Annotated in this window: 20 protein-coding genes; 15 read left to right on the plus strand and 5 right to left on the minus strand. The window is 68.1% G+C overall.

The window, feature by feature from the left end:
• The 3 genes from BN13_RS08620 to ftsY all read left to right on the plus strand — a co-directional run.
• On the plus strand, positions 1-700 hold a 700-nt coding region (locus BN13_RS08620; RefSeq protein WP_048546055.1), incomplete at its 5' end, for an AAA family ATPase.
• Positions 701-759: 59 nt separating this feature from the next.
• Positions 760-1059, plus strand: a complete 300-nt coding sequence (locus BN13_RS08625; protein ID WP_048546057.1) for a hypothetical protein — start codon at positions 760-762, stop codon at positions 1057-1059.
• A 70-nt stretch (positions 1060-1129) separates the two neighbouring features.
• The gene (gene ftsY, locus BN13_RS08630; RefSeq protein WP_048549021.1) at positions 1130-2338 is read left to right on the plus strand and encodes a signal recognition particle-docking protein FtsY; all 1209 of its coding nucleotides are present in this window, start codon (positions 1130-1132) and stop codon (positions 2336-2338) included.
• Positions 2339-2440: 102 nt separating this feature from the next.
• Here ftsY and BN13_RS19230 read toward each other — a convergent pair whose 3' ends face one another.
• The gene (locus tag BN13_RS19230) at positions 2441-2590 is read right to left on the minus strand and encodes a hypothetical protein (RefSeq protein WP_157038510.1); all 150 of its coding nucleotides are present in this window, start codon (positions 2588-2590) and stop codon (positions 2441-2443) included.
• Positions 2591-2805: 215 nt separating this feature from the next.
• On the opposite strand from BN13_RS19230, the gene BN13_RS08635 reads away from it, so the two are divergent.
• Complete coding sequence (locus BN13_RS08635; RefSeq protein WP_048546058.1) at positions 2806-3702, plus strand: hypothetical protein; 897 nt, start codon at positions 2806-2808, stop codon at positions 3700-3702.
• Here BN13_RS08635 and BN13_RS18620 read toward each other — a convergent pair.
• Complete coding sequence (locus tag BN13_RS18620) at positions 3596-4153, minus strand: thiol-disulfide oxidoreductase DCC family protein (protein WP_084733942.1); 558 nt, start codon at positions 4151-4153, stop codon at positions 3596-3598. The two genes, BN13_RS08635 and BN13_RS18620, sit on opposite strands and share 107 nt — an antisense overlap.
• On the opposite strand from BN13_RS18620, the gene BN13_RS08645 reads away from it, so the two are divergent.
• Genes BN13_RS08645 through BN13_RS08665 form a run of 5 tightly spaced genes read left to right on the plus strand, consistent with a single transcriptional unit; the run spans position 4152 to position 10761 of the window.
• Positions 4152-5555: an ammonium transporter gene (locus BN13_RS08645; protein ID WP_048546060.1), complete on the plus strand. Its 1404-nt coding sequence runs from the start codon at positions 4152-4154 to the stop codon at positions 5553-5555. The genes BN13_RS18620 and BN13_RS08645 overlap by 2 nt on opposite strands.
• Positions 5552-5890 (plus strand): P-II family nitrogen regulator, encoded by a 339-nt coding sequence (locus BN13_RS08650; protein WP_048546063.1) that lies wholly within the window; start codon positions 5552-5554, stop codon positions 5888-5890. Before BN13_RS08645 ends, BN13_RS08650 begins: the two co-directional genes overlap by 4 nt.
• Positions 5891-5932: 42 nt before the next feature.
• On the plus strand, positions 5933-8293 hold the full coding sequence (locus BN13_RS08655; protein ID WP_048546064.1) for a [protein-PII] uridylyltransferase: 2361 nt from the start codon (positions 5933-5935) through the stop codon (positions 8291-8293).
• Between the two features lie 60 nt (positions 8294-8353).
• Positions 8354-9952 carry a signal recognition particle protein gene (gene ffh, locus BN13_RS08660; protein WP_048546067.1) on the plus strand — a complete coding sequence of 533 codons (1599 nt, stop codon included), beginning with the start codon at positions 8354-8356 and terminating at the stop codon, positions 9950-9952.
• Positions 9949-10761: an alpha/beta hydrolase gene (locus BN13_RS08665; RefSeq protein WP_048546069.1), complete on the plus strand. Its 813-nt coding sequence runs from the start codon at positions 9949-9951 to the stop codon at positions 10759-10761. Before ffh ends, BN13_RS08665 begins: the two co-directional genes overlap by 4 nt.
• Before the next feature lie 80 nt (positions 10762-10841).
• Here the strand turns inward: BN13_RS08665 and BN13_RS08670 are convergent, their stop codons facing one another.
• Positions 10842-11174 carry an ArsR/SmtB family transcription factor gene (locus tag BN13_RS08670; protein ID WP_048546071.1) on the minus strand — a complete coding sequence of 111 codons (333 nt, stop codon included), beginning with the start codon at positions 11172-11174 and terminating at the stop codon, positions 10842-10844.
• 76 nt (positions 11175-11250) lie between these two features.
• Between BN13_RS08670 and arsM the strand changes: the two genes are divergently transcribed.
• From arsM to BN13_RS08685, 3 genes are read left to right on the plus strand one after another with little or no spacing between them, the layout of a single operon-like run.
• On the plus strand, positions 11251-12123 hold the full coding sequence (arsM, locus tag BN13_RS08675; protein ID WP_048546073.1) for an arsenite methyltransferase: 873 nt from the start codon (positions 11251-11253) through the stop codon (positions 12121-12123).
• Positions 12120-13211, plus strand: a complete 1092-nt coding sequence (gene arsB / locus BN13_RS08680) for an ACR3 family arsenite efflux transporter (RefSeq protein ID WP_048546075.1) — start codon at positions 12120-12122, stop codon at positions 13209-13211. Before arsM ends, arsB begins: the two co-directional genes overlap by 4 nt.
• Positions 13208-13654 carry an arsenate reductase ArsC gene (locus BN13_RS08685; RefSeq protein WP_048546076.1) on the plus strand — a complete coding sequence of 149 codons (447 nt, stop codon included), beginning with the start codon at positions 13208-13210 and terminating at the stop codon, positions 13652-13654. The genes arsB and BN13_RS08685 overlap by 4 nt, the downstream gene beginning before the upstream one ends.
• A gap of 166 nt (positions 13655-13820) precedes the next feature.
• On the opposite strand, the gene BN13_RS19235 is transcribed toward BN13_RS08685, so the two are convergent.
• Positions 13821-13982 (minus strand): hypothetical protein, encoded by a 162-nt coding sequence (locus tag BN13_RS19235; protein ID WP_157038511.1) that lies wholly within the window; start codon positions 13980-13982, stop codon positions 13821-13823.
• Between the two features lie 60 nt (positions 13983-14042).
• Between BN13_RS19235 and BN13_RS08690 the strand changes: the two genes are divergently transcribed.
• Both BN13_RS08690 and BN13_RS08695 read left to right on the plus strand, forming a co-directional pair.
• Positions 14043-14825, plus strand: a complete 783-nt coding sequence (locus BN13_RS08690) for a hypothetical protein (protein ID WP_157038512.1) — start codon at positions 14043-14045, stop codon at positions 14823-14825.
• Positions 14826-14863: 38 nt separating this feature from the next.
• On the plus strand, positions 14864-15940 hold the full coding sequence (locus BN13_RS08695) for an amidohydrolase family protein (protein WP_048546080.1): 1077 nt from the start codon (positions 14864-14866) through the stop codon (positions 15938-15940).
• Between the two features lie 105 nt (positions 15941-16045).
• On the opposite strand, the gene BN13_RS08700 is transcribed toward BN13_RS08695, so the two are convergent.
• Positions 16046-16969: a sulfite exporter TauE/SafE family protein gene (locus tag BN13_RS08700; protein WP_048546081.1), complete on the minus strand. Its 924-nt coding sequence runs from the start codon at positions 16967-16969 to the stop codon at positions 16046-16048.
• Positions 16970-17101: 132 nt separating this feature from the next.
• Between BN13_RS08700 and BN13_RS19570 the strand changes: the two genes are divergently transcribed.
• Positions 17102-17287: RrF2 family transcriptional regulator (locus tag BN13_RS19570; protein ID WP_048546083.1), on the plus strand; the 186-nt coding region annotated here is incomplete at its 3' end.

Below are 17287 nucleotides of genomic sequence, written 5' to 3' on the forward strand. Positions count from 1 at the left end.
GGCGGGGGAGGAGCCGGGGGAGCCCGCGGCATACGTCCGGGAAGTTCAGGAGAAGCGCCTGCGGCGAGCCGAGCGCGGTCTGCGGGACCTCGGCCGGATCAACCCGCTCGCGCTGGAGGAGTATGCCGCGCTAGAGGAGCGGCATTCCTTCCTCACCAAGCAGATGGAAGACCTGAAATCCTCCCGGCGAGACCTTCTCGACATCGTCAAGGAGGTGGATGCCCGCGTGGAGGAGGTCTTCACCTCGGCCTATCACGACACGGCGGCGCAGTTCGAGCGCGTGTTCTCGCGGCTGTTCCCGGGGGGCGAGGGTCGGCTGCACCTGACGGACCCGGACAACATGCTCACGACCGGGATCGAGGTCGAGGCGAGGCCGCCGGGCAAGAAGATCAAGCGGTTGTCGTTGCTCTCCGGTGGGGAGCGGTCGTTGGTGGCGGTGGCGTTGCTCGTGGCGATCTTCAAGGCGCGGCCGAGCCCGTTCTACATCATGGACGAGGTCGAGGCGGCGCTGGATGACACCAATCTGTCGCGGCTGCTGACCCTCTTTGAGGAGTTGCGCGACTCCAGTCAGCTGATCGTCATCACCCACCAGAAGCGCACGATGGAGATCGCGGATGCGTTGTATGGCGTGTCCATGCGCGGCGACGGCGTCACCACCGTGGTCTCGCAGCGGCTCGAGCGGGAGTCCGAAAGCGCCTGATCCGGGCGGCCGGCAGCCGGAGTGGGCAGCGGAGTGCCGGGCTGTCATGCAATCCCGTCATGGAAACGTATGCGGAAGCCGTGTCGCGCTTGGTCCGGCGCCTGGCGTGCGGCAGCCTTGGAGTCATGCTCGGAATGCTGCTGCCCCTGATCGTGTGCCTCGGGTTGGCGGTCGTTGTGCTCGCCCTCGTCGCCATCCCGGCGCGCCGGCAGGGTCGGGACCTGCTGACCGATCGCGGCGAGGCGGTCTTCGTGCGCGTCAAGACCGGCGCCGGCCAGGCCGGGCCCAAGGCCGGCGAGATGATGACGAATGCTGCCGCGACGATCCAGCGCGCGATGCCCAAGGAGCGCCGTCACTGAGTGGCCTGACTGGCCCCGCGATGTGGCGGAGATGACGGTTGTCACCGCTCGGTGTGAGGATTGACCCGTGATTGACACGTTGTGGGAGTGGCTGATCGTCGCCGGCGCGGTGCTGGCGGTCGTTGTCGGGCTAGGCGTCGCCTTTTTGCGACCCGGTCGCGGGGCACCGGAGCGGCAGCTACCGACGCCGCCGAAGCCTGAACCCTCCGGCGACGAGGGTGGTGGGGGCGTCCTGGCGCCGCCGCGCCCGACGCCGACCCCAACGCCGACGGTTCCGAGCACCCCGACCGCCCCTCCCGTTGAGGAGGACGTGTTCGTCGAGGACGTTCTCGACACTCCCGTCCTGGATCGGCCGGACACGGCCGTCGGCCGGTTGCAGCGACTGCGGGCGCGCCTCGCGCGCAGCAATACCGCCCTCGGCAAGGGCCTGCTCAATCTGCTGACCCGCGGCGGCCTCGACGAGACCGTCTGGGAGGAGGTCGAGGACACGCTCATCTCGGCCGATCTAGGTATCGAGGCCAGCACCGAGTTGGTCGAGGCCCTGCGCACGCAAGTGAAAGTCGCCGGGACCCGCGACGAGGCGTCGGTCCGCGGTTGGCTGCGGCAAGACCTGCTGCGGCTGGTCGATCCGCGTATGGACCGTGCGATCGCGTCGAGCCGCATCGGCGACCGGCCCGCGGTCGTCCTCGTCGTCGGGGTCAACGGGACGGGCAAGACCACTACCGTCGGCAAGTTGGCCCGCGTGCTGGTCAGTGAGGACAAGGACGTGCTCCTCGGTGCGGCAGACACCTTCCGCGCGGCGGCCGCCGACCAACTGGAGACGTGGGGAGCCCGGGTCGGCGTGCCGACGGTGCGCTCCGCCCGCGACGGCGCAGACCCGGCCGCGGTCGCCTTCGACGCGGTCAAGGCCGGCATCGAGAACGAAGTCGACGTCGTCCTGCTCGACACCGCCGGCCGCTTGCACAACAAGACCAACCTCATGGACGAGCTGGGCAAGATCAAGCGCGTCGTGGAGAAGCAGTCCCCGATCGATGAGGTGCTCCTCGTCCTCGACGCCACCACCGGCCAGAACGGTCTGCGGCAGGCGGAGGTGTTTGCCCAGGTCGTCGGCATCACCGGCATCGTCTTGACCAAGCTCGACGGGACGGCCAAGGGGGGCATCGTCGTGGCAGTGCAGCGCAAGCTGGGCGTCCCGGTCAAGCTCGTCGGCCTCGGCGAAGGCCCGGATGACCTCGCGCCGTTCGACCCGGAGCAGTTCGTCGACGCCATCGTCGCCTGACGCTTGGATGCCGCCGCTCACCCGCGCCCAACGCGTAGAGCGCGCGGTCCTGGCCCTCACCTTAGCCGTGCTCTTCCTGGGCCGCACCACCATCGGGGACGATCATTGGTGGCCGTTCTCGCCCTGGCGGATGTATGCCACATCCACCGGCCCGAACACGGCCGTCGCCTCGACGCTGATCGAGATCCGGACGGCGGCTGACCCCGCGACGTGGGTGCCGGCGCCGCTGACCCCAGCCAACGTGGGCCTCAACGGCGCCGAGGTTGAGGGTCGCCTGGACCTCATCAAAGGTGACCCGAGTGTCCTGGGGACACTGGCGGCGAGCCACGCGCGACTGCGGCCGGAGCAGGATCCGTGGATCGGCATACGGGTGGTCATTCGGCGGTTCCTGCTCAAGGACGGTGCGCTGACCGGCGAGAGTCGGGATGAGACGGTGGCCGAATGGACGAGCCGGGGGCGGGCGCGTCATGACTTCGTGGTTGTTTCCCGCCGTGCCGCTCGGACGCCTCGCGGTCTTCCGGACGGTGACCTACCTGTTCGTCGTCCTCGACGTCCTGTGGTTGCACACCAGCGGTTGGTACCACGGTTATGCCGACCCCGTCTGGTATCAGCCACTGATCGTGGGTGAGGTGCTGCACCTTCCGGCCGCGACGGTCGTGCTGGTCAATGTGCTGAAGTGGGGGACGGTGGCGGCGGCGCTGGTCGCAGCTGCCGGGCGGCTGCCTCGGCTCACCGGGGCGCTCGTTGCGGCCGGGTGGATCTGGTATCAGTACGTCGCCTTCGCCTACGGCAAGGTCGACCACGATCGCGGCGACTTCGTCATCGCGTTGCTGTTGTTGCCGACGGTCGGCTCGGCCTGGTGGGGTGATCGGCGGCGCAGCGAAGCGGCCGGGTTCGTGTTGAGGTGCGTGCAGGTCGTCGCCATCGCGACCTACTTCTTGTCGGCCTGGGCGAAGGTGCGCTTCGGCGGCTGGGATTGGGTGAACTCGGCAACGATGGTTCGCGCCGTCGTGCGGCGAGGCACTCCCTGGATGCGCTGGCTCCTTGACGTCCCGTGGCTGCTGCACGCCACCCAGTGGGGCCTGTTCATCGCCGAGATGACATCACCCGTGATCTTCTTCGTGCCCGAGCGCATTCGGCGCTGGATCGTCTACGGGTGGTTCGCGTTCCACGCGATGACCTACGCCTCGATCTCGATCGCGTTCTGGCCGCACCTGGTGATGATGCTGGCCTTCCTCCCGCTGGAGGAGTATGCCGCTAGCTTGCGCGGGAGCTGGGGGGCATGGCGCACGCGGGGGTCCCCCCGGGCAGGCGGTCGCGGTTCGCGGCCACCCACCGATAGATCACGGCCGCAAGCTGGTTGACCAGCGGCAGTCGGATGACGGCCCCGAACGGCCGCCACCAGACGTGACCGGCCATGAGGACCGCTGCTACCGCGTCCGCGCCGGAGGCGATGCGTCCGGCCGGTGTCACCCACTGCAAGGCGTCGATGACCTGCTGCTCGGTCAGGCCCAACTCGGTCAGGTCGAGGTCCTGCCAGGCGGCGATCACGAAGTCGTCGTCCCGGCGCCGAATCCGCTCGGCCACGATGCGACTCAGCGTCGAGCAGATGGCGCAGTCGCCGTCGAAGACGAGAACGGGGGCGGACCGAGGTGAGGACACACCTCCATTCTCCCATCCCGGGGGAGGCGACGTCTCGGCATACGAGATGAGCGGGGGGACGTAACGAGACGTTGACGCGAAGGCGGGACCCGCAACACCCCCGTAACACGAGGCGGCATACGCCGAAACCGAGGCTGGCGAGGGTTTCCTCATGACCGCAACCATGCTCAGTCTCGCGAGCGAAGGGGAGCCCGTGATCGACTATGCGTCGACCGGCTTCCTCATCGTCTGCGCCTCGCTGGTCCTCCTGATGACCACGCCGGCGCTCGCCCTCTTCTACGGCGGCATGAGCCGCGCAAAATCCGTCCTCAACATGATGATGATGTCGTTCGGCGCCATGGGTATCGTCGGCATCCTCTACGTCCTGTTCGGCTATTCAATGTCGTTCGGGCCCAACGATATTGGCGGAATCATCGCCAATCCCTTCGACAAATTCGGCCTCAAGGACACGGCCGGCCTGATCAACCCCTTCGGCTACGACGGCTACGGCAACATCCCGGAGTTGGCCTTCGTCGGCTTCCAGCTCACCTTTGCCGTCATCACGGTCGCGCTGATCAGCGGCGCCATCGCGGACCGGGTGAAGTTCTCGACCTGGATGGTCTTCTCGGCCATCTGGGTCACCCTCGCCTACTTCCCGGTGGCCCACATGGTCTGGGGCGGCGGGCTGCTGTCCGGCAGCGAGAGCGGACTCTCGGCGAAGATCTTCGGATCCACGGACGGCGTCGCCAATGTGCTACCTATCGACTTTGCGGGCGGCACCGTAGTGCACATCAATGCCGGTATGGCGGGCCTTGTCCTCGCGCTCGTCATCGGTAAGCGCCTCGGCTTTGGCCAGGTCGCGATGCGCCCGCACAATGTCCCGCTCGTGATGATCGGTGCCGGGTTGCTGTGGTTCGGCTGGTTCGGCTTCAACGCCGGCTCCGAGCTGGCTCCCGACGGAACGGCCGCTCTCGTGTGGATCAACACGACCGTCGCCACCTGCGCCGCCATGCTCGGTTGGCTCCTGGTGGAGAAGCTTCGCGACGGCCACGCGACCTCGATTGGTGCCGCTTCCGGCGTCGTCGCCGGGCTGGTCGCCATCACCCCCGCCTGCGGGGCGCTGTCCCCAGTCGGCTCGATCGTCCTTGGTGTCGTCGCGGGTGGCCTGTCGGCGATGGCGGTCGGGCTGAAGTTCCGTTTCGGCTTTGATGACTCGCTCGACGTCGTGGGGGTGCACCTGGTTGCTGGCCTGTGGGGCACCATCGGCGCCGGGCTGCTGTCCACCAGCACTGGCCTCCTCTACGGCGGGGGCATCAAGCAGACCGTCATCCAGATCGTCATCGCGCTCGTCGCCGTGATCGTCTCGGGGGTCATGACCACCGCCATCGCCCTGGCCCTCAAAACCACCATGGGCTGGCGGATCACCGAGGACGCCGAGGTCAGCGGGATCGACCAACGTGAGCACGCCGAATCGGCATACGACCTCAACGACCGTGGTGGCCGCATCGGCAGCGGCATCCTCGCCGGTCTCACGCAGCGCTCCGCGGAGCCCGTCACGGAAGGAGCCTCGGCATGAAGCTCATCACCGCCATCATCAAGCCCCACCAGCTCGAGGATGTGAAGGTCGCGTTGGAGGCCTACGGCGTCAACGGTATGACGATCAGCGAGGCCAGTGGCTACGGTCGCCAACGCGGGCACTCGGAGGTCTACCGGGGCGCGGAGTACACGGTCGACTTCGTCCCGAAGGTCCGCCTGGAGGTGCTCGTCGAGGACATGGATGCCTCGTCGGTCGTGGACGTGATCGTCAAGTCCGCGCAGACGGGCCGGATCGGCGACGGCAAGGTATGGACCGTGCCTGTCGACGACGTTGCCCGAGTCCGGACCGGCGAGCGCGGCAGCGACGCACTCTAGGACACCCCCACAACAGATCGACCAACTCACGATCGAGGAGCCATGCGCACATCACCCGATGTCGGCGGCGCTCGTCTCGACCTCGCCGGCACCCGGTCCTTCACGGACCCGGGTGCCGGCGCGGTGCGTCGAGCAGCCATCACCGACTACACCACGACCTGGCTGCGCCAGGTCTGGGCCGACGCGACCGGCGGGCGCGCCATACCCGGAGTGGCGCTTGCGGCGGTGGGCTCGCTCGGGCGCGGCGAGCCGGGTCCGTTGTCGGATCTCGACCTCGTGCTGCTGCACGACGGACGCAGTTTGGGCAACGGTGAACTCGTCACCTTCGCTGACCGCCTGTGGTACCCCATCTGGGACGCCAAGGTACGCCTCGATCACAGCGTTCGGACGCTGACGGAGTGCCGCCGCGTGGGTGCGGATGATCTGGCTGCCGGGGTTGGCCTGCTCGACATCGCCCCCGTCGCGGGTGACGAGGAACTGGTTGCGGCGATCCGGGCCACGTTGGCCCACGACTGGCGTGCCGCCGTGCGCAAGCGGTTGCCGTCGCTGGTCGCGGACGTCGAGGCCCGGCACGCCCGCTTCGGGGACCTCTCGCAGAGCATCGAACCCGACCTAAAGGAAGCCAACGGCGGGCTGCGGGACATGACCGTGTTGCGGGCTCTGGTGGCCGGGTGGCTAACGGATCGTCCGCACGGCGGGGTGGACGCGGCATACGCCACGCTATTGGACGTGCGGGACGCCCTGCATGTGGTGACGGGGCGGTCTCGGGATCGGCTCGGGCGCGAGGACCATGACGCCGTCGCCGCCCTGCTCGGCTTCCCCGACAGCGACGACCTGCTCACCCTGGTCAGTTCGAGTGCCCGAACCGTTGCCTATGCGCTCGACTCCACCATGCGGCGCGCGGGTCAGAGCCAGCGGGCGCGTACGTTGCGGGTCGGCCCGCGGCGTCCCCACCTGCGCTCCCTCGGGTATGGCGTGTACGAGCATGACGGCGAGGCTGTCCTGTCCGGGGTACGAACCAGCGATCCGATGCTGCCGTTGCGCACGGCGGCCGTCGCGGCTGGCGCGGGCCTCCCACTCGCGCCACAGACCCTGACCAATCTCGCCGAGGCGGACCCGTTGCCGACCCCCTGGCCACCCCTCGCACGGGAGCTGTTCACCGACCTCCTGGCAGCGGGGCCGGGGTTGATCCCCGTGTGGGAGGGGTTGCATTCGGTCGGGATCATCGACCGGTGGCTGCCCGAGTGGGCCGCCGTGGACTCGCGGCCACAGCGGAACGCGGTGCACCGCCATACGGTCGATCGGCACTTGTTGGAGACAGTCGTCGAGGCGGGCACCCTGGTCCGCGATGTCGCCCGGCCCGATCTGCTGCTGCTGTCGGCGCTATTGCACGACATCGGCAAGGTTGCCGGCGCCCACGACCACAGTCACCAGGGGGCCGCCATCGCCGCTGGTGTCGTGGCCCGGCTGGGTCTCGACGAGGCGGACGCGACTCTTGTCGTCCGTATGGTGCGTGAGCACCTCACGCTCATCGAGCTCGCCACGCGTCGGGATCAAAGCGATCCGGCGACCATCGCGGCCGTGTGGGAGGCGGCGGGCGGCGATTCCGACGGGCTCGATTTACTGCGCGCGCTGACCGTCGCCGATGCAAAGGCGGCCGGGCCGGCCGCCTGGACCGAGTGGCGCGCGACCCTCCTGACGTCGCTGGTGGGCGCGGCGCGAGCCGCCGCTCCGGGGGCGAGCGACGCGGCCGTGGTTGCGGAGTCCGTCACAGAGTTGCCCGCCGACGTGGGATTCCTGGTCGCCGATGGCCGCCCGCACGTGTCGATCACGCCCCTCGGCGGCGCGTTCCAAGTGGAGGTGTATGACCGTGACCGCCTCGGCCTCTTCGCCGACACTGCCGGCCTCTTCGCCGCGCTGTCGCTGACCGTGCGCAGCGCTGTCCTGCGCACCATCGACGGCGTCGCCGCCAACGAATGGATTGTCGAGTCACCCTCGGGGGACATGCCCGACAGCGCGCGCATCGCCCGCAGTCTGGAGCAGCTCGCCCGCGGCGACCGCTCGCCACTCGGTGCCCTCGAACGTCGTCGTGCGTATGCCCGTGCCGGTACCGACCGCTCCATCGCGCAGGCGCGCGCGTTCGTCATCCCGGACGCGGCGACGGCGGCGACCGTCATCGAGGTGCGCGGACCCGACCGCATCGGGCTCCTGCACGACCTCGGGGTGACCCTGGCGAAGGCGGGACTGTCGGTCCACTCGGCGCACATCGCGACCTACGCCGGCCAGACTCTCGACACCTTCTATCTCACGGAGTATGGCGGTGCCCCGCTCACCCCGGGGAAGGTCGCCGCGACTGTGGCCGCAATGATCGACTGCTGCGACAAGCCCGCGCTGGCGAGGTGAGCGCGGCGAGCCGGGTTCGCGCGGCGGTCGCACGCGGCATACGCAGTTAGGCTTTCTGTCGTGTTCACCTCACTCTCCGATCGGCTGACCGCGACCTTCAAGAACCTTCGCGGCAAGGGGCGTCTGAGCGAATCCGACGTCAACAAGACCGTCCGGGACATCCGGATGGCGCTGCTCGACGCCGATGTGGCGCTGCCCGTCGTGAAGGACTTCACCGCGGCGATCCGGGAGCGGGCGCTGGGGGCCGAGGTATCCGAGGCGCTGAACCCCGGTCAGCAGGTCGTCAAGATTGTCAATGAGGAGCTCATCGAGATCCTCGGCCAGCACACCCGGCCGTTGCGCCTGGCCAAGACCGCGCCGACCGTCATCATGCTGGCCGGTCTGCAAGGCTCCGGCAAGACGACGCTCGCCGGCAAGCTCGCGAAGTGGTTCAAGGACCAGGGCAACACTCCGCTCCTGGTGGCTGCCGACCTGCAGCGGCCCAATGCGGTGACCCAGCTTGAGGTTGTCGGTGAGCGGGCGGGCGTGCCGGTGTATGCGCCCGAGCGCGGCAACGTGGGCGGCCACGACGCCGTGGGGCCGACGGGGGAGGGGACACGGTCATACGGGGATCCGGTGGAGGTTGCCGAGGACGGCATCCAGCACGCCATCTCCAAGCTCTATAACGTCGTCATCGTCGACACCGCCGGCCGTCTCGCGGTGGACGAGGCGTTGATGGAGCAGGCCGCGGACATCAAGGACGCGATCGAGCCGGATGAGGTCCTGTTCGTCATCGACGCGATGATCGGTCAAGCCGCGGTCGAGACCGCCCAGGCCTTCCAGGAAGGCATCGACTTCTCCGGGGTCGTGCTGACCAAGCTCGACGGCGATGCGCGCGGCGGTGCGGCCCTCTCGGTCGCAAAGATCACGGGCCGGCCGATCCTGTTCGCCTCGACCGGCGAGGGTGTGAAGGACTTCGAGATCTTCCACCCCGATCGGATGGCCTCGCGCATCCTCGACATGGGCGACATGCTGACCCTAATCGAGCAGGCGGAGCGCGCGTTCGACAAGCAGCAGGTCGCGGAGATGGAACGCAAGTTCCTCGCGGCCGAGGACTTCACGTTCGACGACTTCCTGGGTCAGATGGCCGCCATCAAGAAGATGGGCTCGTTCAAGTCGATGCTCAAGATGATGCCGGGCATGAACCAGATGCGCGAGCAACTGGACGCTCTCGACGAGCGCGAGTTCGACCGCGTCGAGGCCATGGTCCGCTCGATGACCCCCTTCGAGCGCTCGCACCCCAAGCAGATCAACGGTTCGCGCCGCGCGCGCATCGCGGCGGGTTCCGGTGTGCAGGTTGGCGAGGTCAACCAGTTGCTGGTCCGCTTCGGCGAGGCTCAGAAGATGATGAAGCAACTGGCCAAGGGCGGCGGCATTCCTGGCCTGCCCGGCGTCACCGGACCGGGCAAGCGGGGCGCGAAGCAGCCCGTCCGCCGCGCCAAGGGCAAGTCGGGCAACCCGGCCAAGCGCGCGGAGCAGGAACGTGCCGCGGCCAGTGCCGCCGCCAACCGCCCGGCTCCCGGAAGCGCGTTCGGCGGCCTGACCGACCCGAAGGACCCCTACGCCGGCCTCGACGCCAGCAAGTTGCCGAAGGGCTTCGAGAAGTTCCTGGGGCAGTGAGCGGGGCGAGGCTCCACACCCTTCGGGTCGGGAACGCCGGTCCGCGAATCGCCTTCCTGCACGGACTCTTCGGGCAGGGGCGCAATTGGTCCACGATCGCCAAGGCGCTCGCCGGGCCGGGGCTCGACCAGGCGCGGGCGCTGCTCATCGACCTGCCCGATCACGGCCGGTCGCCGTGGAGTCCAGAGGGCTTCTCGTATGCCGCGTACGCCGACGCTGTAGCCGCCACTTTGGCTGCGTCGGCGCCGGGGGAGAGCTGGACGTTGGTCGGCCATTCGCTCGGCGGCAAGACCGCGATGCTTACGGCCCTGCAGCACTCCGACCTGATCGACAAATTGTGCGTCGTCGATATCGCCCCGAAGAGCTATGGCAACCTGCACCGGTTCGCCGGCTACATCGCGGCGATGAAGCGACTTCCGTTGGGGGAGTTAACGACTCGCGCCGATGCGGAGGAGCGCTTCGAGGAGAGCGATCCGGGGGTCAAGGCCTTCTTGCTGCAGAACCTGCGGCGTGAGGGCGCGGACTGGCGGTGGCAGGTCAACCTCGACATGGTGGCCGCCGATGCGGCCCGCGGCACGGAGTCCGCCATCGCGGACTTCCTTGTCCCGGACAACGCCATGCCCTTCGACAAGCCCGTCGTGTGGCTCGTCGGGGCCGATTCGGAGTATGTCCGTGCCGCCGACAGCGAGCCGATGCGCGCGCTCTTCCCGCAGGTGCGCAAGGTTGCGGTCAAGGGTGCCGCGCACTGGGTGCACACCGACGCACCGGCCGTCGTGATCGAGACCCTCTCCCGGCTGCTGCGGGCCTGACGTCCGCCCCCCACCCCCAGGTCGCCGGACCCAAGGCGAAGTACGACGTTCGGCGGGTTCTGGCCCGCCAAACGTCGTACTTAGCGTGTGCCGAGGAGGGCGGACAGGGCAGCGAAGGCTGCGGGGCGCAGCCGGTAATACACAAAGGTCCCGCGCCGTTCACCGTCGATCAGCCCGGCCTCGCGCAGGGTCTTCAGGTGATGCGAGATGGTCGCCGATGAGAGGTCGAAGGCGGGCGTGATCTCACAGACGCAGACCTCCGGCGCCGCCGCGATCATCGAGGCCATCTGCAGACGGACGGGATCGCCGAGGGCCTTGAACATCCGGGCCAAGTCGGCCGCCTGGTCGGCATCGATCGGCCGGACCCCGAGGGCGCAGCACACCGGCTGGGTCGGTGCCACGCTGATCGCCATGAACCTATCTTGACAGATATCGAATCAAGCGCCAAGGTTGACGGTGATTCGACATTCATCGAGACAAGGAGCTGTCGTGGACCACCTCGACGACGATCAGGTCCGGGCGGCGGTGCAGGAGCGGTATGCCGCGTCGGCTCGCCTCGCGCTGGAGGAGCAGTCCCCGGGCTGTTGTTCGACCGGGCCGGCTTCCTGCTGCGGCGAGGGCGCGAAGACCCAGCCCATCGATCCGATCAGCGGCGGTCTGTATGACGAGGCCGACACCCCCTTCGACGCCGCCCTCGCCGCCTCGCTCGGCTGCGGCAACCCGACCGCGCTGGCGGAACTCTCTCCCGGAGAAGATGTCCTCGACCTCGGCTCCGGCGGCGGGCTGGACGTGCTGCTTTCGGCCCGCCGCGTCGGGCCTGACGGCACGGCATACGGCCTGGATATGACGCCGGAGATGCTGGACCTCGCGGAGAAGAACCGGCTCGAGGCGGGCATCCAGAACGCGCGCTTCCTGCTGGGAACGATCGAGCAGGTGCCCATGCCGGATGCCAGCGTCGATGTCGTCATCTCCAATTGCGTCATCAACCTCAGCGCCGACAAGGACGCTGTGCTGCGCGAAGCCTTCCGCGTCCTGCGTCCGGGCGGCCGCTTCGCCGTCTCCGACATCGTTCTGCTCCGCGAGATCCCCGACAGCCTGCGCGGCGTCGTGGCGCTGTGGACGGGGTGCATTTCGGGCTCGCTGCGCGATGGCGACTATCTCGCCAAGCTCGGCGCGGCGGGGTTCGTGAGCGCGGGCATCGAGATCACGCGAGAGTATGACCGCGACGCCCTGGACGCGATGGGCGAGATGCTCGACGCCTCACACCTGCCGGACGGCATGAGCCTCGACGACGCGGTCGCTGCCCTCGAGGGCGCCTTCGCTAGTGCCTTCATCCGCGCCGACAAGCCGCAGGCATCGTGACCGCGACGCACACCCGGCACGAGACTGTCGCCGCCAAACTCTCCACCCTCGACCGTTGGCTGCCCGCGTGGATCATCCTTGCCATGGTGGCTGGGTTGCTCGTCGGTCGCATGGTGCCTGGCCTCGGCGACGCGCTGTCGTCGGTCGAGGTCGACGGCATCTCGCTCCCCATCGCCCTCGGGCTGCTGGTGATGATGTATCCCGTTCTGGCCAAGGTTCGCTATGACCGGCTCGACACCGTCACCGGCGACCGGCGCCTGCTGATCGCGAGCCTCGCCCTCAACTGGATCGTCGGGCCAGCGCTGATGTTCGCCCTGGCCTGGCTACTGTTGCCCGACCTCCCGGCATATCGCACCGGTCTGATCATCGTCGGCCTCGCCCGGTGCATCGCCATGGTCATTATCTGGAACGACCTCGCCTGCGGCGATCGCGAGGCCGCGGCGGTCCTCGTCGCGCTCAACTCGATCTTCCAGGTGATCGCCTTCGCCGCCCTCGGCTGGTTCTACCTCTCCACCTTGCCGGGTTGGCTCGGGCTGGAGCAGTCCGGTCTCGATGTTTCCGCTGGGCAGATCGCGAAGAGCGTCCTGATCTTCCTCGGCATCCCGCTCCTCGCCGGATATCTCTCTCGGAGAGTTGGCGAAAAGCGCTGGGGGAGAGCGGCATACGAAGAGAAGTTTGTGCCCCGCATCGGGCCATGGGCGCTCTATGGACTGCTCTTCACCATCGTCATCCTCTTCGCCCTCCAAGGCGACCAGATCACGAGTCGCCCTTCCGATGTCGCGCGGATCGCCCTGCCGCTGCTCGCCTACTTCGCGATCATGTGGGGCGGCGGCTATGCGCTGGGCAAAGCCCTCGGCCTGACCTACGAACGCACCACCACGCTTGCCTTCACCGCCGCCGGCAACAACTTCGAGCTGGCAATCGCCGTCGCCATCGCGACCTTCGGCGCCGCCTCCGGCCAGGCCCTCGCCGGCGTCGTCGGCCCGCTCATCGAGGTCCCCGTCCTCGTGGCTCTCGTCTATGTCTCGCTCGCGCTCCGCGCGCGATTCCCCCACCCCGTCCCGTCGTATGCCGTGGAGCCCCGATGACCTCTTCCTCCCCTGCCGCTGTCCGCCCGTCCGTTCTGTTCGTCTGCGTCCACAACGCCGGCCGCTCGCAGATGGGCGCGGCCTACACCCATCACCTCTCCGGAGGAGCGGTCGAGGTGCGCTCGGCGGGCTCCGCACCGGCTGAGTCGATTAATCCCGCGGTGCGCGAGGCGCTGCTGGAGGACGGCATCGACATCTCCGCCGAGCGACCCAAGATCCTGACCACCGAGGCGGTCGAAGCCTCCGATGTCGTCATCACGATGGGCTGCGGCGACACCTGTCCGTACTTCCCGGGCAAGCGCTATCTCGACTGGGTGCTGACCGATCCGGCGGGTCAGGGCGTCGAGGCAGTGCGGCCCATCCGCGACGAAATCAAGGCGCGTGTCACCGAGTTGCTTGGCGAGCTCGGTGTCACGGTAAGTACGACGTTTCGCGGCGGATAGCGCGCCTTACGTCGTACTGAGCGCGGAATCAATCGGTATGCCGTCGACTACTACGGATTCAACCCAACGCAAGGTCACTGGATCGTTCTCGACGCCACGGGCGCCCCGGCTCCCAGCAGCCCGGTCGCGCAGCTCAGCACGAATCCGTTCACGGGCACGACGACGCTCAACGCCGGGCACCGTCTACCTCAAATACCTCATCGACGATGGTGTCTACACCTACGGCGACCAGTCCGGGCCGGCAACGACGAATGCCGACCTTGACCGGCAAGGCCGTGGTGCCGGTAACCGTCAATTGCAAGCCGTTCACCGGGACGATCGCGGTCACCGGTTTGCTGACGGTTATGTCGGTGATCCCGGCCTCACGATCAGCGAGTCATTGCATGCCGTGGCGAGCGACCTCACCGGGCTGCAGGTCGATCGCCAGGTGACCTGGCAGGCGCAGGAACTCCCGTCGACCGGAATCCAGGTGTTCGACAACAAGATCACCTTCACCGCCCGCGGCACCTTCCATGTCCGAGCCGTCGTGGACGGCGTCTACTCGCCGTGGGTCGCCGTCACGGCACTCCCGAAACGTCGACTGGCCTCGCTCGCGATCACCGATCCGGTGAAGGTGCTCAAGGTGACGCTGACCAAGGGCCGCTCCGCCACCGTTGATCTCACCCAGTTGCCCGTGGTGGCGAAGGATCAGTATGGCGATCCCGTCGACCTCGCATCCTCCACGTGGGTCCCGACCGGAACCGGGCTCAGCGTTCAGGGAACAACGCTGACGATCACCGCCCCGGGGAGCTACAGCCTCTCGCTCACCAGCGGCGCCATCCGATCGAACTCCCTCCCGGTGCGGGCGACGCTCGTGAAGCGCCAGTTGCGCTTCAACACCGGCGGTGGCACGGAAGTCGCGCCAGTGACGGTTCCCGACGGCAAGATCGTGTGGCTCGGGACCTACACCACCACGCGTCCCGGCTACATCTTCACCGGGTGGTATGCCGATGCCCTCCCTCACGACGCGGGTGCGCAGCATCGTCATGACGGCCGACGCCACCGTGTATGCCGGGTGGCGATAGGACACCCCACGAAGTTTCCTCGCTCGCAAGCGCCCACGCAGCGCGTGGGACCCAGCTCCGGTACTTCGCGGGGACCCCGCCCACGACTCTCGTACATGGTCCTGTAGCTTCGCTGGAGCCCCGCCGCCCCCTAGGGTGGCTGGGTATGGAAGCGCTGCACTTGACGGGCCCGATCCTGGTCGGACCGGATGAGGTTCGCGACGAGATCTGGGTCATCGATGGCCGGATCAGTCTGACCCCGCCAACCTCTGGCGACGGGACGCGCATCGATGGCTGGGTGCTGCCCGGGCTCGTCGACGCGCACTGCCACGTCGGTCTGGACGCCCACGGCGAGGTGGACCGCGAGACGGCCGAGGCGCAGATCCTCCGCGATCGCGACCATGGCACGCTCCTCATCCGCGATGCCGGGTCACCCGCCGACACGCGGTGGATCGATGATCGCGACGACCTTCCGGTGGTCATCCGGGCCGGCCGGCATATTGCCCGGACCCGCCGTTACATCCGCGGCTACGCCAACGAGGTCGAGCCCGATCAGTTGGTCGAGGCCGTGCGCGAGCAGGCACGCCGTGGCGACGGCTGGGTCAAGATCGTGGGGGACTGGATCGACCGGGACACCGGCGACCTGAGTCCGTGCTGGCCGCGCGACACCGTCGCCGCCGCGCTCGCCGCCGCGCACGACGAGGGTGCTCGGATGACAGCCCACTGCTTCGGGCAGGAGGTGCTGCACGACCTCGCGGCCGTCGGCATCGACTGCGTCGAACACGCGAGCGGGCTGGAGCCGGAGACGATGGAATCCTTTGCTGCGCAAGGCATTGCCATCGTCCCGACGCTCATCAACATCGACAACTTCCCGGCCATCGCCGAGCCGGCCCGGGAGAAGTTCCCCGACTATTACCACCGGATGATGGACCTGCACGCGCGCCGCAATGCCACGATCGGCGCGGCATACGAAGCCGGGATTCCCATCTATCTCGGAACCGACGCCGGCGGGTCTCTGAGCCACGGCTTGGCGCCGCAGGAGGCGCGCCGACTCGGGGAGGCGGGCCTGCCCCATACGGCTGTCTTGTATGCCGCGACCTGGGGCGCGCGAGCCTGGCTCGGCAAGCCGGGAATCGAGGAGGGCGCCCCCGCCGACCTTCTCGTCCTGCCCGCCGACCCCGGCGACGACCTGGCCGTCCTCGCCGCCCCCACCACCGTCCTCCTCCGCGGCCGATCCATTTAACGGCACGCGCACTTTTCCGCCCATTGCCGAAACGTGGACGTACGCAACGGAACTGATCCGTTGCGTACGTCCACGTTCTCTCCCATGACCGGGAGCAGCGCTGGGTCAGTGCGTCGACGAACCCGCGAGCGCCTGGTGCTCCTGCTCAGTCGTGATGCCCTGAGTCGCGTCCAGTCGGTGCTGCAGGACCGACCAGAAGATCGCGAAGGCCCAGCCGGCCCAGATCACGCCATAGATCGTCCACATCGTCGCCGAGGACGGGTCGACCCAATCGGAACGCAGGATCGTGCGGGTGTTGGTCAGCACGATCAGGCCACCCACGGCGGAGCCGAGGATCCGCGGCGGCACGTGCTTGGCCAGCCAGGCGGCGATCGGCGCCGCGATGACGCCACCGAGGAGGAGGGCGAGCACCCAGGTAAACTTCACGCCCTCAGATCCGAGGCTGACGAGGAAGCCGAGGCTGGCCGCAACGGTGACCAGGAATTCACTCGCCGAGATGCTGCCGATGACTCGCCGCGGCTCGATCCGCCCGCTCGCCAGCAGAGCCGGAGTGCCGACCGGACCCCAGCCGCCGCCACCGGTGGCGTCGATGAAGCCGGCGAACAACCCCAGCGGCGCCAGGAAACGTGCCCGCAACCGCTGGCCCATCCGGTCGGTGCGGATGCCCTTGAAGGTGAAGCGGGTCAAGACATACAGCCCGAGGACCAGCAGGATCGACGACATCACCGGTTTGGCCACGTCGGCATCGAGATTGGACAAAGCCGTGGCCCCGAGGAAGGCACCGATGGCACCGGGCACGCCGACCTTGACGACGACATGCCAATCGACATTGCCGAACTTCCAGTGCGAGGCACCCGAGACGAAGGTCGTCCCGATTTCCGCGAGGTGCACGGTGGCCGAGGCGGCCGCGGGGTTGGTGCCGATGAACAGCAGCAGGGTGGACGTCGTGACGCCGTAGGCCATCCCGAGACCCCCATCGACAAGCTGGGCGGCGAGGCCGACCAGGCCGAGCAGGATGAGCTTGCGCATTATTTCTCCTTAAAAGGTATATCCCATTGAGTTAATAGGGTATCGGCAGGAGAGTAGGCAAGCGAAGGGTTCCTGCGCAAGTGACCATGTCCGCATGTCGGTTGACGGGCCGCGCGGTGCCAGGATGTGCGTGTGAACATCTCGGCTCGCACGGAGTATGCGATCCGGGCACTCCTCTCGCTCACCTCCGCTCAACTGGCCGGAACGACCACGGTCTCTGCGGAAACGATGGCGAGCGCCCAGGGCCTGCCGAAGAAGTTCCTCGAAGCGATCCTGCTGGACCTCAAGCGCGGCGGGCTGGTCACGTCGCGGCGGGGG

The sequence above is a fragment of the Nostocoides jenkinsii Ben 74 genome (genome assembly GCF_001046875.1).
Lineage (GTDB): Bacteria > Actinomycetota > Actinomycetes > Actinomycetales > Dermatophilaceae > Nostocoides_A > Nostocoides_A jenkinsii.

Excerpts from the sequence above, each read along its gene's own strand:
- BN13_RS08700 (WP_048546081.1), bottom strand. The coding sequence starts at position 16,969 with ATGCGCAAGCTCATCCTGCTCGGCCTGGTCGGCCTCGCCGCCCAGCTT.
- BN13_RS08685 (WP_048546076.1), top strand. The coding sequence starts at position 13,208 with ATGACCTCTTCCTCCCCTGCCGCTGTCCGCCCGTCCGTTCTGTTCGTC.
- BN13_RS08650 (WP_048546063.1), top strand. The coding sequence starts at position 5,552 with ATGAAGCTCATCACCGCCATCATCAAGCCCCACCAGCTCGAGGATGTG.
- BN13_RS08670 (WP_048546071.1), bottom strand. The coding sequence starts at position 11,174 with ATGGCGATCAGCGTGGCACCGACCCAGCCGGTGTGCTGCGCCCTCGGG.
- BN13_RS18620 (WP_084733942.1), bottom strand. The coding sequence starts at position 4,153 with ATGAGGAAACCCTCGCCAGCCTCGGTTTCGGCGTATGCCGCCTCGTGT.
- BN13_RS08635 (WP_048546058.1), top strand. The coding sequence starts at position 2,806 with ATGACTTCGTGGTTGTTTCCCGCCGTGCCGCTCGGACGCCTCGCGGTC.
- BN13_RS08655 (WP_048546064.1), top strand. The coding sequence starts at position 5,933 with ATGCGCACATCACCCGATGTCGGCGGCGCTCGTCTCGACCTCGCCGGC.
- BN13_RS08645 (WP_048546060.1), top strand. The coding sequence starts at position 4,152 with ATGACCGCAACCATGCTCAGTCTCGCGAGCGAAGGGGAGCCCGTGATC.
- BN13_RS08625 (WP_048546057.1), top strand. The coding sequence starts at position 760 with ATGGAAACGTATGCGGAAGCCGTGTCGCGCTTGGTCCGGCGCCTGGCG.
- BN13_RS08695 (WP_048546080.1), top strand. The coding sequence starts at position 14,864 with ATGGAAGCGCTGCACTTGACGGGCCCGATCCTGGTCGGACCGGATGAG.